The following is a 14,215-nucleotide window of genomic DNA, read 5'->3' as shown; positions in this document are numbered from 1 at the left end:
CTACCCGGAAGTGAAAGGTAAACGTAATGATTCGCAAAATGCTACAAGGTAAGCTTCACCGTGTGAAAGTCACCCAGGCCGACCTGCACTATGAAGGCTCCTGCGCGATCGACCAGGATTTTCTCGACGCGGCGGGTATTCTCGAAAACGAAGCTATTGATATCTGGAACGTTAATAACGGCAAACGCTTTTCAACGTACGCGATTGCCGCTGAACGCGGGTCTAAAATCATCTCCGTTAATGGGGCAGCGGCGCACTGCGCGGACGTGGGTGATATCGTCATTATTGCCAGCTTTGTGATGATGTCTGACGAAGAGGCACGTCGCTGGCAGCCAAAAGTGGCATACTTTGAAGGCGATAATGAGATGAAACGCATTGCGAAAGCAATTCCGGTTCAGGTTGCCTAAGCCAATAGTACTGTTATAAATTACCCGACAAATAGGTTGGGTAATTTATACATAATTAAAATGAATAGCGTTCTTTTTATATATTTTTATTAATATATTAAAGTCATCCTGCCGAACACCTGCTCATCAAAATGATGAACAATTATTATCATTCACTATTAAATAATCATATTGACTTAAAGATCGTTTAAGTATTTCTAACGCCTAACGGCTTCTCACAACCATTACTCATCACTTAGAATCCTTTTCCCGAAGCATCTGTTCGGAACGAACATAAGCCTTGCTTATGTTCACTTTTCTAGCATTTAAATATGGATATAAAAAATGTCTTTTAATAAATTAGGTCTGGCAACTGTAGTAGCAATGGTTCTGAGTGCGGGTTCTGCAATGGCAGCTGATATTCCTTCAGATACAGGCACTATTACTTTCCACGGTATGGTTTCTAATAACACCTGTAAAGTATCCCTGGATCAGAAGATTGACCAGGATGGTAATGATTTTGACGTTAACCTGGATACCGTGTTTGTAAAAGACTTCGCTAATGCGCTGGGTACCACCAGCACCCTGGGAGAAAAGAAATTCTCCCTCACCCTGACAGGTTGTGATTCTGCTACCGTCAACCAGGCATCTGCTCAGTTTGATTCCTGGGCGGGTTCTTCTTCAACTTCCGGCGGTCTGCTGGTTCCACCATCAAATACTCAAGGCGCCGCTAAAAACGTCAATCTGGTACTGTCAAACGATGGCAACTCCGCTACCGATCAGATCAAACTGGATCAGACCAACAATACCCAGAAAGCAACGATTGATACCACAGGCGCAGGCGCACTTTACTACCGTGTAGCGTATACCCAGGGTCAGAACTGGGATGCGGCCAACAACCCAGTGTCAGCTGGTGTGGTTCAGGCACAAGCTGCATTCACCATGATCTACGAGTAATTTTAAGCGCATAAATAAAATGCTCATATTATCCCCTGACGTACGTCAGGGGACTATTGATATCATTCCAACAGGAAGTGGAAAAATGTTAAGCACATCATTTTATAAAGGGTTTAAAGCTGCCTGCTTTACAGCTGCTGCTGTCGCGTCATTCCAGGCAAGCGCAGATATCGTTATTTCGGGAACACGTATTGTTTATCAGCAGTCGCAAAAAGATGTCATCGTTTCTTTAGACAACCGTGGCAAAAAACCACTATTAGTTCAATCATGGCTCGATGACGGTCGCGATGACACCAATCCACAGGAATTAAAACTACCGTTTATTATTACTCCACCAGTATCCCGAATTGATCCGCAAAAAGGTCAATCCGTTCGGATCTCGTACCTGGGTGGTTCATTGCCGCAAGATCGCGAATCCCTATTCTGGTTCAATGTGCTCGAGATTCCACCGAAGTCAAAAGTGAAAGACGGTGAAAATCCTAACCAGCTCCAGCTGGCATTCCGCACACGTATTAAACTCTTTTTCCGACCTGACGGCCTGAAAGGTACGCCAGGAGATGCAGCCGCCAAAGTAACGTGGTCACAACAAAAACAAGATAATACGCTAAACCTGATCGCACACAATGATTCCCCTTACAACGTTTCTATTTCAAATGTAAAGCTGAAATCAGCAAATAAAGAGTACCAGGTTGAGCATAAATCCATTTTACCGTTTAGTACTCAAATTATGCAGGTAAAAGGTTTAGGTAGTACTGCCACCGGCACTGTTGCTTACGAAACCATTAATGACAATGGCGGCTCTGATACTTTTGAAAGCAAAGTAAATTAATAACCGCACCACCGCCACATTATAAATATAACACGTATGAATGATTCATAGCATTCATACGACGACTTGTCTGGATGAAGCATGCTATTTCAACGATCAATTTTATGTCTCGCAATCTGTGCAGCATTTCCTCTGCATGCCAGCGAGACTGAAAAAAAAGCTGTAGACACCTCATCCGAAACAGAATCGGCCATTGAATTTAATGACCAGTTCCTTATCGATAATGGTGGAGGTATCAATGTCGATCGTTATGCTTATGGCAACCCAGTTCTGCCAGGTACTTACCGTGTAAAAGTGAATTTGAATGGCAATTCAAAATCCACGGTCGAGATGACATTCATTGATAACAAAACGCCACGTGCCTCAGCATGTCTGACTAAACTCACGCTGACACAGGCAGGCGTTGATACCAGCATATTAGGCGATGATGTCAAAAACGACGAAACGTCTTGCGTAGATATCAAAAAATATTATCCCGGTGCTTCTGAAAATTTTGATAGTAGCAAGCAGGAAATGGATCTTAATTTCCCGCAAATCTACGTGCTTAAGCTTCCAGCAGGGTATGTCGATCCTTCATTATGGGATAATGGTGTTCCGGCCGGATTACTCTCATACGATCTTAATACCTGGCACAGCGAGTCAAACGGCACCAATTCAGATACCGCTTATGCGGGCTTGCATTATGGCCTGAACGTGGGGCCGTGGCGTTTACGTTCTCGCGGCAGTCTGAACTGGGACAGCGATAATGGCACACATTATTCCAGCCAGGATATCTACCTCCAGCGAGACATCACACCACTTAACGCACAGATGGTAATGGGTGATTCCTACACACGCGGTGATGTCTTTGACTCGGTGAGCCTGCGTGGTGCGCGTATGTATAACGATGACCGCATGCTCCCGGAAGGCACCTCTGGCTACGCGCCAGTAATTCGTGGTGTGGCAAACAGTAACGCCAAAGTTAGCGTAACGCAAAGCGGCAATAAAATTTATGAAACCACCGTTCCACCCGGTGCTTTCGAGATCAATGACCTCAGTACAACAGGCTATGGCAATGATTTGATTGTCACTGTAGAGGAAGCCGATGGAAGTAAACGGACGTTTACCGTTCCGTTCTCCTCAGTTACACAAATGCTCCGCCCAGGCTCCAGCCGCTGGGATGTGGGTTTAGGTGAGCTGAATGATGATTCATTGCACGATAAGCCAAACGTTGGCTACGCAACTTACGCGTATGGTCTGAATAATACCTTTACCGGTTACGTGGGTGCGCAATATACGGATATGGATTTCTACGCCGGCCTGCTTGGTCTGGCTATGAATACCCGTATTGGTGCATTCGCATTAGATGTTACCGGGTCCTATGCCGATATCGACGGGCTGGACACGCTTAAAGGGCAAAGTTATCGGCTGACCTACAGCAAAATGCTTGAAGCTACTAACACATCTCTTAACGTGGCAGCTTATCGCTTCTCTACAGAAGATTATCTCAGCCTTAACGATGCCGCCTCATTGCAGGACAGTATTCATCACGAGGAATATGGCAATCGATCTTATGACAGCAATGCCGAGCTTTATGCTGATTATCAGCGTACCAAAAACCAGATACAGGTCAGCCTGAACCAGCCATTGAATGTTAACGGTGATGAATACGGCTCACTCTATATTAGCGGTACCTGGCAGGATTACTGGAATGACTCTAGCTCCACCTCCGACTACAGCGTGGGTTACAACAATAGTTTTGCTTACGGTAGCTATAGCGTTTCTGTGCAACGCACGTACAACGAAACAGGGGAAAAGGATGACAGCGTTTATTTAAACGTCAGTATTCCATTCAGCATATTCAATAAAGATAGCGCGCAGTCAGGCGGATTTAATAACGTCAACATGAGCCTGCGCACTGATTTAAAAGGCGGTACCAGTTTTAACTCTACGGCAAGCGGCAACTCCAAAAACAGTGAAGTGAGCTATTCCGTTAGCGCCTCATCAAGCGGGGGCAACTACGGCAACCTGAACCAGGTCAGTGGCTATAGCTCATGGAACAGTCCTTACGGGCCGCTCGGTGTCTCAGCGTCCTTTGGCGATGACAATAGTAAACAGTATTCCGCGAGTTATAACGGCGGAATGGTTGTTCACTCGGGTGGCGTTGTATTTACATCCGGCAGTATCGGCGAAACGGATTCACTTGCGCTGGTAAAAGCAAGTGGCGCAACGGGTGCTCGGCTGGGTTACGGCCAAAGCCGCATTAACAGCTCCGGGTACGGGATTATGCCGTATATGTCAGCCTACAGAGAAAACCGAGTATCGCTCGATATCAGCACTCTCGAAGCAGACGTTGAAATCAAAAATACCAGCGCTGTTGCCGTACCTCGCAATGGCTCCGTTGTATTAGTGAATTTTGAAACGGATGAAGGTCGTTCGCTTGTTCTGGAATTACAACGTTCTGATAACGGCTTTATTCCGTTAGGTGCAGACGTTCTGAATGAGAAAAACGAATCTATCGGAACGGTAGGCCAGGCAGGACAAGCTTATGTACGCGGTGTGGAAGACAAAGGCGCTCTCCGGGTGGTATGGGGAAGCGATGGATCCAGCTCTTGCACGGTGCATTATCAGATTCCTGAAAATGCGAAGAAAGCAGGCTTAACCACGATTCTGAGTAATCAACAGTGCCAAATGTAATGATGTTAAAACAGGGAATCACACCCATGGGAAATAATATGAAGAAAAATCATTGCGGTTATTCATTAATCGCATTAGCAATGTTAGCGATGTCAGGTTCTGCTGCGGCAGCCGATCTCAATGTTAACTTCACTGCCAATATCCGCGAAACCACCTGCGATATGAAACTGGTCGGCGGTACGGGTTCAGATACGCAGCAAACGCTGACTATCGGTAATAACGGTCAGGTACGTTTAGATGATGTCAAAGCCGGAACGGCAAATGCCAATTTCAAAATTGTGCTCGTTGAATGCCCGGCGTCGCTGACCTCGTTAAAAACAACCGTAAAAGGAACCAAATCAGGTTATTTAGCTAGCGGCCTTGTTAACCAGATTGCAAAAACTAACGGTGGCGCTGATTACTCTGCGGCTGAAATCGCCAGAGCCGATGCACCAAATACTCCTTTTATCATTAACTCAACCCTGGATTCAGAGCGCCTGGTCTGGAGTCCGACAGAAATCCAGAATAAGGAAGTTGCTCTGGTGGCCACCTTACGTGAAACAAAAGAAAACAGCATGACCATTGGTGATTTTCAGGCCGTGGCGACCTTTGAATTTAGCTACGAGTGATTAGTGCAGGAAAACGGAGCAACATTATGAAATTCAATTCTACTTTTATCGCCCTGTCCGTTTCTGCTCTTCTGTTCTCGGGAATGGCAAGCGCAGCAATTACAGGCACCCCTAGTGTCGAATTAACGATTAAATCAAAAATTGTATCAGGCACATGTACCGCAAAAGTACTTAACGATGCAGGCACAGCCTCCACTGAAATTGCGTTCGGCGACGTATACAAATCCGATCTGGTGAACAAAACCCGTGTCGAGCCGCTCAAGATTAGTTTCACCAACTGTTCTGGAGTAACCAAGGCAACGGTGTCCGCTGCGAAAGGCGCTGGTGGTGAATGCAGTGGCGTCAACAAGACGGGTGATTCTTACTCTGGCGGCTTAGCAACGGGCTTTGAGATCTGGTCGGGTGTTGTCGATACTGGCGAGCTTATGAGCTGTAACACGCCTCCGGCTGCTAAGGATGTCACCATTACTGATGGTACCGGTGAATTCCCGATGAATTCCCGTATCGTTATCGGGCAAGGCCAAACCATTGCTGATGTAGGGGCGGGGGCGGTTACTGCGCCAGTCACGTTTACTATCGCTTATCCATAATACCAGGAACCAGTATGCAACAATCACCGTTTATTTTATACCAGCCCGGTCTTGTGTTGCTTATGGGCTTGGCTGGTGGCATCTTGCCTGGCGTAAGCCAGGCAAGCTCAGGATTAGACGTAAATATTACCGCTAACATTGTTAATAGCACCTGTAAGATGACCGTGGAAAATGACGGCGAAATTTATCTCCCCAATGCGATGCGCAGTTGGTTTTATAACCCGGATGGTAGCGATCGTTTTACTGCAACCGATGATGCAGGCGGTACGCCTTTTAAGATCCATGTAGATGATTGCTATGGAGACAGCGGTACGGCTAAAAAGCTGAGTTTTAGCTTTTCGCCGCAGTCGGGTTTCTGGCCAGGACAAAATCAGGTTTTCAAAAGTGATGATACCGCCGCAGGCGCGGCAAAAAATGTCGGCGTCGTCGTTTTCTCTGAAAAATATAAAAAGAATGTTTTAAACAACGACGGCACGTCAAAAATCACTTTTGACGTAAGCGGTCAGGATACTGCATTTTTAACGGATTATCAGTTCTATGCCCGATATCAAAATATTGGCGTAGTGGCTGGTGGTGTCGTTACCAGTAAAGTATTGGTTGACGTCACTTACGAATAATAATCAGAACAGGAAAAAGGATGAGAATGTTCAACTTTATAAGACAGGGTTTCAACGTGAAAGGCACAATGGCGTTTGCCATGGCGAGCGCGTTATTTACCCTCAGCCACTCCTGCTGGGCAGGGGAGTGCCAAATGAATAATGGAAAAGGCGGCACAACCACGCTAATCAATTCTGACTACTCAGGTGGCACCGTACGTCTTCCCCCTCCGGGTAACTACGCCAGTACTCTTTTTAACGTTAACCTGACACCAGGCATTCAGGCCAAATGTGGTCCGGGGGACGATGGTTTTAACCTCGTGTCACAAACAAACCCGACCTTGCTAATGGGGAGTAGTTATGGCAGGGCTATGTTTGAAACAAATATTCCGGGGATTTATTATTCCGTAAGGGTGCACACCGCAGAAAGCACTGGAGGCATGGGTGGTTACTTCGCTATGAATACTACTGGCTGGACTACCGTTGCCTCCTCCGGAAAATCTGACCCGTGGGATGAAAAATGGATAAACACCTCAGTTCAAATTTATATTGATGAAGGTTACAGAGGCAACCCGAACAAAGAAACCTCAATCAGACCCAAACCCGGCACTCTGGGTAAAATGGCTATTGGTAATCCAGATGATAGTGACAACCAACCATGGACATTTATGGTCAACGAGGACTCATTCCAGATCCCGATCGTTCTTCCAACCTGCGACATGGCCATGCTATCGGATGGTACTAATAATGTTAACCTGGGAGAATATTATGTTTCAGACATTAAAAACAATCGGGTTAAGGATATCCCTTTTTCCATTAGCTTAAGCAATTGTACCGGTGTGGCAAATATCACAACCAAACTCACCACCTCAAAGCTAACCGGAAAAAATAATGATCTTCTTGGTAATACGCTTTCGTCCGGAGCTGAGGGCGCAGGCGTGAGAATCATGTATAACGGAACCTCTCAACTCCTGCCGAATAATCCTGACTCATCCTATGTCATAACGGACTACCAAACCCCTGAATCCAAGCAAATTAATTATGTTGCTCAACTGGTAGCAAACGGAAACACAGTGAAACCGGGGTCGTTTAAAGCCACCGGCGTATTCACCCTTTCATACGACTAACCGCTATCCCTGCGGCTGATTACTGATCAGCCGCGACATCGTCTCCAGTGAGTCCGTTCTTAATATATACAAACGCTTCAACAGGAACGGATTATCCCCCGGCTTCACCTTCCCCTTCATCGTCGTCACTGCCAGATGAAAACCAGCGTCATTCGCTGCCTTTATCGCTTTATTGTCATAGCCGCCAAACGGATACGACACATACAACACGCGCGGGTTGAACTGCGCCAGTGCACGACGTGAGCGTTCAAAATCAAAAAGGATCACGTGATAGCTACGGCTCAACAGGATGGGGTGTTTATAGCCATCCACGCGATGCAGGAAATGAGTGTGAGACTGAATGTCGAACACATCCTGGATGCCCTTGATTTCCTGAACGCTCATAAACTGTAGCGATTTTGGATCCCACTTCTGCGGATGGCCTTTGATTCGGGATGAAATTATAAACGCCGTCGCGTGGAAGCCATATTCTTTCAGCACCGGATACGCATAGCGGCTCACCGATTTCAGGCCATCATCAAAGGTGATCACCACCGCTTTCGCGGGCAGGTTCATCTTGTTACGCACGTACCCTTCAAGCTGGTACATCGTCAGCGTGGTGTAGCCCTGATCGCGTAACCATGCCATCTGATTATTAAACGCACGTACGCTGGTCGTCGTGGAGGTATGTCGAAAACGGGTGTTCTCTTCATCACGCAAAATATGATGGTAGGTCAGAACCGGTAGCCCGTTATCTTCCTGCGCATCCAGGCTGCTTACCCATGCCAGACGATTACCGATACGGATCTGGAACCAGGTCTGGTTCAGGCGGTCTTTCAGCTTATTCAGAATCGGATAGCGAAGATTAGCGCTTAAGGTGCCAAAGGGCGCGCTTCCGCTGCTGGGGGCGTTATAAACCGGCGTGTCTTTCCAGGTAATGAGGTTTTGATTACTGAGCGGCTTGTTCAAGTCACCCAGGCTATCCTCAACGCGTTGTTTGCCCTGAACTTTTTCAAGGTGGTCTTTATCAATAAACCCCGTACCGAATCCGAAACGAAATTCATAGTAATCCGCCGCGGCCGGAAAGACAGCGAGGATCTGCCCGGCGCGGACATTCCCCACATTCACAACGGCATTTCCCACCTGCGCCCAGATGGCCGCATCTTCGGTGGTTTGCATATACTGAGCAGGAAGGCCTTGCTGGCTGGTCAGGCTGGCAGACGCACCACCGGAAACCACGAGCAGAAGGATAAAGATAACGCGCTTGAGCATGGAATATAAATCGACACAGAAAATCAGCCGCCATTGTAACAAAAGCGGCATCAATACCAATGTTTAATGCTTATACAGATCGTGAAGCAGAACAAAAGGCGGGTTCTTCTGCTGCTGGTGCCACAAGCTGCTCACGCCCGGCGAGCCCTGCGCCACAATGGCGTGACGAAACTCAGCGCTGCTCAACGTTGCGCGCAGCGGATACATCGCTTCGAGTAAAGGCAGGCTGATACCGGAGATTACTTCACAGTTATCGTGCTTATGGCTCATTAGGGCAGCCGCACGGTATGGCGCCGCGCCGGATCTGTCAGTGAGAAAAATCACGCCATCGCCGGTGTCGGTTTCATGCAGCGCGTCACACATCATCCGGCTGAGCATATTGGTGCTCAGCCCTCGCCAATAATTTACCGCACGACATTGCGCCAGGGGGCCAAATCGGGCCGCCAGCTTAAGCAGCATTTCCTGTGCCTCTTCATCGTGGCAGGTGATCACCAATCCTAGCATCTGTTCACTCCTTTGCTCAGATAAAAATTCAACTGATTATAGACTGCGTGAGTGTGATTATGTTCAATTTTAAAGATTAATTATTTTAACAATTATATTTAAGAACAATTAACTATAACTAGCAACTCGCAAATGAAAAAATCATAAAAGGATACATTACCAAAGGGGATAACATGCAAAGCTACGATTTAAAAATAATGGGTGGCCGAACTCAAATTGGATCAGGATGGGGTAATAACGAGCATAAACTCGTCGCGCTTGATAAAATAACTCTAGCTCCAGTCATTGTTGACTGGAGCTACGAGGATACTCCTGAAAAAATTTTTACTGGTAGTCGATTTACCGATACGGAGCCAACAAAACGGCTTTTAGTCAACTCTGATATATACGTGCGTGGCAGCCTGGTTAATATAAGCAATATAGGTGGAGCAGGTGCTTCCTTCGCCGCTATTCAGGATAATGGTATGGTCGTCGCATGGGGATTGCCGGGAGAAGCGGATACTACCCCAACCAGTGATCGTAACCATGATGTTCAAGTTGTCTGTGGCTCAGAAGAAACCTCAGTAGGTATTAATAAACTTAATCAGATTTTTGTATGGGGACGAACCTCTGATGAGCCTATCCCCGAAGATATTGCAGCCCTTAACGATATAAGTTTTGTGAAAACTTTTAAAAAATGGGGTGAATATGAGTATAGTGCTTTCCTGGCCATAAGAAAAAACAAACAAATTGTGCAATGGAACGATGTTGGGTTCCCTTGGACAATGCCTGAACATATTGCAGAAATGAAAGATTTTATTGCCATAGAATCCACCGATGGTGCATTCGCTGCGATAAGAGAAAATGGCCATGTCGTTGCATGGGGAGATCCAAAATCTGGTGGCAGACTACCGGAACATTTAAATGATATATCTGATGCCACAAAGATATTCGGCAATCACGATACCTTTCTTGTTCTGCACAAAAGTGGAAAGATCTCCACATGGAGTGAAGCTGAATATAACAGCATAGCGCCAGAATACATTACCACTCTCAGCGACATCAAAAATATTTACCCCTTTTATGGTGGTTTTATTGCATTGCGGGAAAATAACATGCTGGTCTCATGGGGTGAGTATGCTGAACCTATCCCAGCCGAAATAGCCTCGCGCTCAGATATAATCGATGTTCAGGTTGGAAGAAACCAGGCTGCCGCAGTACTTCTTCCGGGAGGCAAAGTCTTCTCATGGGGTGAATTGTCGAACCCTTATTTTATACAGCAACCAGAAAATCTATCAGAGGTAATATATATTTGCGCAGGAGCAGACTGTATAGCCGCACTCAAAAGAGATGGCAGCGTAGTTGCCTGGGGCCATCCCGATCAGGGCGGTGATACTTCTCCTGTTGCGGATGAGCTATATAATATTAGAGCAATCTATAGTTCTACTTATGGATTCTGCGCCCTTCGCAATGACGGAAAGGTAATCGTTTGGGGTGAATATGGGGGGGATATGCGCAATGTTCCTCCAGAACTTCAGAACAACATTACTTATGCATGGGAGTGAGTAATATGTCCCGGTGACGCGCACGTCGCCGGGACATACTATTAGCTACGCAGCCCGCGTCCGCGCTGGATCAGATACCAGCACAGCAGATAGAATGCCACGATAAACACCACCAGCACCACAACGGTGGTGAACAGCGGGACATCGGCAATGCCGAGGAAGCCAAAGCGGAAGCCGCTGATCATGTAGACAATCGGGTTCAGGTGCGACAGCGCCTGCCAGAACGGCGGCAACAGCGTCAGGGAGTAAAACACCCCGCCCAGATAGGTCAGCGGCGTCAGCACGAAGGTCGGGATCAGGCTGATGTCATCAAACGTTTTAGCAAACACCGCGTTCAGCAGCCCGGCGAGGGAGAACAGGATCGCCGTCAGCAATAATGTGAGCGCCACGAACAGCCACGAATGCACCTGGAACGGGACGAAGAACAACGAAATCGCCGTCACCAGAATCCCCACGCACAGCCCGCGCGCTACGCCGCCGCCCACGTAACCGGCGATGATCACATGCGTTGGCACCGGGGCCACCAGCAGCTCTTCAATGTTGCGCTGGAACTTGGCGCTAAAGAACGACGACGCCACGTTCGCGTAAGCGTTGGTGATCACCGCCATCATGATCAGGCCCGGCACGATAAACTGCATATAGGTAAAACCGTGCATCTCACCAATGCGGGAGCCAATCAGGTTACCGAAAATGATGAAGTAGAGCGTCATGGTGATCACCGGCGGCACCAGGGTTTGCACCCAGATACGCATAAAGCGGTTAATCTCTTTTGCCCAGATGCTTTTCAGCGCGACCCAGTAAAGATGCGTCATGCCTTGTCTCCTTGTTTGTCGTGCACCAGAGAGACAAACAGCTCTTCCAGTCGGTTTGCTTTGTTACGCATGCTTAATACCTGAATGCCCTGCGCACTCAACTGTGAGAACACGCTGTTGATACCCTGCTCGCGCAGCACTTCTACCTCCAGCGTCGAGGTATCGACCAGGCGATAGTTGTAGCCCTCCAGTTTCGGCAGCGCGCTTTTCGCCGCCAGATCGAGGATAAATGTCTCTGATTTGAGCTTGGAGAGCAGATTCTTCATCGAGGTGTTTTCCACCAGCTCACCGTGCTGAATAATGCCGATATTGCGGCACAGCATTTCAGCCTCTTCCAGGTAGTGCGTGGTCAGAATGATGGTGGTGCCTTTATCGTTCAGATCTTTCAGGAAACCCCACATGGAACGACGCAGTTCAATATCCACGCCAGCAGTCGGCTCATCAAGGATAAGCAGCTTTGGCTCGTGCATCAGCGCGCGGGCAATCATCAGGCGGCGCTTCATCCCCCCGGACAACATCCGCGCGCGTTCGTTACGCTTCTCCCACAGGTCGAGCTGTTTCAGATACTTTTCGCTGCGCTCAAGCGCCTCTTTGCGCTCAACGCCATAGTAACCCGCCTGGTTAACAACAATCTGCTGTACCGTCTCAAACGGGTTGAAGTTGAACTCCTGCGGCACCAGCCCCAGCTGACGCTTGGCGTTGACCACATCTTTTTGCAGATCGTAGCCAAACACGCTGACGCGGCCGGAGGTTTTGTTGACCAGCGAGCTGATGATCCCGATGGTGGTGGATTTCCCCGCCCCGTTCGGCCCCAGAAGCGCGTAGAAATCTCCCGCTTCGACTTTAAGATCTATCCCGCGCAGCGCCTGAACGCCCCCCGGGTAGGTTTTTTTGAGCTGTTCAAGCTCCAGTGCAATCGCCATGAATTCAACTTACCTTAAGTTCTGACACACGTTGTGTGGTTTCATTAAAAGTCGGGTTACCCTATAGTAGCGCAACGCAATCACTTGGTTACAGGTCGCTAACCTCCATGAACGACATAGATACACTCATCAGCAACAATGCACTATGGTCAAAAATGCTGGTGGAGGAAGACCCCGGATTTTTTGGAAAACTCGCGCAAGCGCAGAACCCGCGCTTTCTCTGGATTGGATGTTCTGACAGCCGTGTCCCCGCCGAACGTCTGACGGGTCTTGAACCTGGCGAACTGTTTGTTCACCGCAATGTGGCTAACCTGGTTATTCATACCGATCTCAACTGCCTTTCGGTTGTGCAGTACGCCGTTGACGTTCTTGAGGTTGAGCACATCATTATTTGTGGCCACTACGGCTGCGGCGGCGTGCAGGCGGCGGTCGAAAACACAGAGCTGGGGTTAATCGATAACTGGCTGCTGCACATTCGTGATATCTGGTTCAAACATAGCTCACTGCTGGGCGAAATGCCGCAGGAGCGCCGTCTCGACACCCTGTGTGAGCTGAACGTAATGGAGCAGGTCTATAACCTGGGCCACTCGACGATTATGCAGTCTGCCTGGAAACGCGGGCAGAAGGTCTCCATCCACGGCTGGGCGTACGGTATTCACGACGGTCTGCTGCGCAATCTGGAAGTGACCGCCACCAACCGCGAAACGCTGGAACAGCGTTACCGCTCGGGAATTGCCAACCTCAAGCTTAAGCATGTGAACCATAAATAACAAAGCCGGGGGTTTTCACCCTCTCCCTGTGGGAGAGGGCTGGGGTGAGGGCAACAGCCCGCAATTATTCGTCCAGAATCACTACTTTCCCAACATACGGCAGATGGCGATAACGCTGCGCGTAATCAATGCCGTAACCCACCACGAATTCGTCCGGGATGGAGAAACCAACGAACTCCACCGGCACCTGCACTTCACGGCGTTCAGGCTTATCCAGCAGGGTACAAATCGCCAGTGATTTTGGTTCACGCAGGCTCAGGATCTCACGCACTTTAGAGAGCGTGTTGCCGGAGTCGATGATGTCCTCAACAATCAACACATCTTTGCCACGAATATCTTCATCCAGATCTTTCAGGATTTTCACATCACGGGTTGTGGACATGCCGCTGCCGTAACTGGAGGCGGTCATAAAATCGACCTCGTGCGGCACCTGCACTTCACGGCACAGGTCTGCCATGAACATGAAAGAACCACGCAACAGACCGACCAGCACCATTTCGCTGCCGCTGTCCTTGTAATGTTCGGTGATTTGACGACCCAGTTCGGCGATACGCGCTTTGATCTCGGCTTCCGGGATCATCACTTCAACAGTATGTTTCATATTACTAACCAAATGATTTTAGTGAAAATCTCTCAATGCGG

General features: G+C 48.2%; 15 protein-coding genes. 10 read left to right on the top strand and 5 right to left on the bottom strand.

From position 1 onward, the window contains the following. Positions 1-26: 26 nt before the first annotated feature. The 8 genes from panD to ACQG0S_RS03840 all read left to right on the top strand — a co-directional run bounded on the left by panD (position 27) and on the right by ACQG0S_RS03840 (position 7,769). Positions 27-407: an aspartate 1-decarboxylase gene (gene panD, locus ACQG0S_RS03875; RefSeq protein WP_022647084.1), complete on the top strand. Its 381-nt coding sequence runs from the start codon at positions 27-29 to the stop codon at positions 405-407. 324 nt (positions 408-731) lie between these two features. Next, positions 732-1,343: a fimbrial protein gene (locus ACQG0S_RS03870; protein WP_023299349.1), complete on the top strand. Its 612-nt coding sequence runs from the start codon at positions 732-734 to the stop codon at positions 1,341-1,343. 85 nt (positions 1,344-1,428) lie between these two features. Then, on the top strand, positions 1,429-2,172 hold the full coding sequence (locus tag ACQG0S_RS03865; protein ID WP_063853352.1) for a fimbrial chaperone: 744 nt from the start codon (positions 1,429-1,431) through the stop codon (positions 2,170-2,172). An 81-nt stretch (positions 2,173-2,253) separates the two neighbouring features. After that, entirely contained in the window at positions 2,254-4,848 is a 2,595-nt protein-coding gene (locus ACQG0S_RS03860; RefSeq protein WP_022647081.1) for an outer membrane usher protein, read from the top strand. A 38-nt stretch (positions 4,849-4,886) separates the two neighbouring features. Beyond that, positions 4,887-5,456 (top strand): fimbrial protein, encoded by a 570-nt coding sequence (locus ACQG0S_RS03855; RefSeq protein ID WP_032625598.1) that lies wholly within the window; start codon positions 4,887-4,889, stop codon positions 5,454-5,456. 26 nt (positions 5,457-5,482) lie between these two features. Continuing rightward, positions 5,483-6,046 (top strand): hypothetical protein, encoded by a 564-nt coding sequence (locus tag ACQG0S_RS03850; protein WP_023299346.1) that lies wholly within the window; start codon positions 5,483-5,485, stop codon positions 6,044-6,046. Between the two features lie 14 nt (positions 6,047-6,060). Continuing rightward, positions 6,061-6,663 (top strand): fimbrial-like protein, encoded by a 603-nt coding sequence (locus tag ACQG0S_RS03845; protein WP_038415358.1) that lies wholly within the window; start codon positions 6,061-6,063, stop codon positions 6,661-6,663. Positions 6,664-6,683: 20 nt separating this feature from the next. Next, complete coding sequence (locus ACQG0S_RS03840; protein ID WP_155025546.1) at positions 6,684-7,769, top strand: fimbrial protein; 1,086 nt, start codon at positions 6,684-6,686, stop codon at positions 7,767-7,769. A 3-nt stretch (positions 7,770-7,772) separates the two neighbouring features. Here the strand turns inward: ACQG0S_RS03840 and ACQG0S_RS03835 are convergent, their stop codons facing one another. Further along, positions 7,773-9,020 carry a polysaccharide deacetylase family protein gene (locus ACQG0S_RS03835; RefSeq protein ID WP_426750035.1) on the bottom strand — a complete coding sequence of 416 codons (1,248 nt, stop codon included), beginning with the start codon at positions 9,018-9,020 and terminating at the stop codon, positions 7,773-7,775. Between the two features lie 63 nt (positions 9,021-9,083). Beyond that, the gene (locus ACQG0S_RS03830; protein ID WP_063148780.1) at positions 9,084-9,524 is read right to left on the bottom strand and encodes a PTS sugar transporter subunit IIA; all 441 of its coding nucleotides are present in this window, start codon (positions 9,522-9,524) and stop codon (positions 9,084-9,086) included. 173 nt (positions 9,525-9,697) lie between these two features. Here ACQG0S_RS03830 and ACQG0S_RS03825 point away from each other — a divergent pair, with 173 nt between their 5' ends. Beyond that, entirely contained in the window at positions 9,698-11,068 is a 1,371-nt protein-coding gene (locus ACQG0S_RS03825; protein WP_063148779.1) for a hypothetical protein, read from the top strand. Between the two features lie 41 nt (positions 11,069-11,109). Here ACQG0S_RS03825 and ACQG0S_RS03820 read toward each other — a convergent pair whose 3' ends face one another. Together ACQG0S_RS03820 and ACQG0S_RS03815 are read right to left on the bottom strand one after the other, a co-directional pair. Beyond that, positions 11,110-11,880, bottom strand: a complete 771-nt coding sequence (locus ACQG0S_RS03820) for an ABC transporter permease (protein WP_022647074.1) — start codon at positions 11,878-11,880, stop codon at positions 11,110-11,112. Further along, positions 11,877-12,803, bottom strand: coding sequence for an ABC transporter ATP-binding protein (locus tag ACQG0S_RS03815; protein WP_003856300.1), 927 nt, complete (start codon positions 12,801-12,803; stop codon positions 11,877-11,879). The genes ACQG0S_RS03820 and ACQG0S_RS03815 overlap by 4 nt, the downstream gene beginning before the upstream one ends. A 107-nt stretch (positions 12,804-12,910) precedes the next feature. Between ACQG0S_RS03815 and can the strand changes: the two genes are divergently transcribed. Continuing rightward, positions 12,911-13,573, top strand: a complete 663-nt coding sequence (can, locus tag ACQG0S_RS03810) for a carbonate dehydratase (protein ID WP_003856301.1) — start codon at positions 12,911-12,913, stop codon at positions 13,571-13,573. A gap of 64 nt (positions 13,574-13,637) precedes the next feature. Here can and hpt read toward each other — a convergent pair whose 3' ends face one another. Then, entirely contained in the window at positions 13,638-14,174 is a 537-nt protein-coding gene (gene hpt / locus ACQG0S_RS03805; RefSeq protein WP_003856303.1) for a hypoxanthine phosphoribosyltransferase, read from the bottom strand. Positions 14,175-14,215 lie beyond the last annotated feature (41 nt).

Origin of the sequence: Enterobacter cloacae complex sp. 418I7 (genome assembly GCF_050030705.1) — a bacterium.
Taxonomy (GTDB): domain Bacteria; phylum Pseudomonadota; class Gammaproteobacteria; order Enterobacterales; family Enterobacteriaceae; genus Enterobacter; species Enterobacter intestinihominis.
This window is presented reverse-complemented; position numbering and strand designations above follow the sequence as displayed.

What these genes read in the sequence shown, in the direction of transcription:
- ACQG0S_RS03845 (WP_038415358.1), top strand. Translation starts at nt 6,061, where the DNA reads ATGCAACAATCACCGTTTATTTTATACCAGCCCGGTCTTGTGTTGCTT.
- ACQG0S_RS03855 (WP_032625598.1), top strand. Translation starts at nt 4,887, where the DNA reads ATGAAGAAAAATCATTGCGGTTATTCATTAATCGCATTAGCAATGTTA.
- hpt (WP_003856303.1), bottom strand. Translation starts at nt 14,174, where the DNA reads ATGAAACATACTGTTGAAGTGATGATCCCGGAAGCCGAGATCAAAGCG.
- ACQG0S_RS03870 (WP_023299349.1), top strand. Translation starts at nt 732, where the DNA reads ATGTCTTTTAATAAATTAGGTCTGGCAACTGTAGTAGCAATGGTTCTG.
- ACQG0S_RS03830 (WP_063148780.1), bottom strand. Translation starts at nt 9,524, where the DNA reads ATGCTAGGATTGGTGATCACCTGCCACGATGAAGAGGCACAGGAAATG.
- can (WP_003856301.1), top strand. Translation starts at nt 12,911, where the DNA reads ATGAACGACATAGATACACTCATCAGCAACAATGCACTATGGTCAAAA.
- ACQG0S_RS03835 (WP_426750035.1), bottom strand. Translation starts at nt 9,020, where the DNA reads ATGCTCAAGCGCGTTATCTTTATCCTTCTGCTCGTGGTTTCCGGTGGT.
- ACQG0S_RS03850 (WP_023299346.1), top strand. Translation starts at nt 5,483, where the DNA reads ATGAAATTCAATTCTACTTTTATCGCCCTGTCCGTTTCTGCTCTTCTG.
- ACQG0S_RS03840 (WP_155025546.1), top strand. Translation starts at nt 6,684, where the DNA reads ATGAGAATGTTCAACTTTATAAGACAGGGTTTCAACGTGAAAGGCACA.
- ACQG0S_RS03820 (WP_022647074.1), bottom strand. Translation starts at nt 11,880, where the DNA reads ATGACGCATCTTTACTGGGTCGCGCTGAAAAGCATCTGGGCAAAAGAG.
- panD (WP_022647084.1), top strand. Translation starts at nt 27, where the DNA reads ATGATTCGCAAAATGCTACAAGGTAAGCTTCACCGTGTGAAAGTCACC.
- ACQG0S_RS03860 (WP_022647081.1), top strand. Translation starts at nt 2,254, where the DNA reads ATGCTATTTCAACGATCAATTTTATGTCTCGCAATCTGTGCAGCATTT.
- ACQG0S_RS03815 (WP_003856300.1), bottom strand. Translation starts at nt 12,803, where the DNA reads ATGGCGATTGCACTGGAGCTTGAACAGCTCAAAAAAACCTACCCGGGG.
- ACQG0S_RS03865 (WP_063853352.1), top strand. Translation starts at nt 1,429, where the DNA reads ATGTTAAGCACATCATTTTATAAAGGGTTTAAAGCTGCCTGCTTTACA.
- ACQG0S_RS03825 (WP_063148779.1), top strand. Translation starts at nt 9,698, where the DNA reads ATGCAAAGCTACGATTTAAAAATAATGGGTGGCCGAACTCAAATTGGA.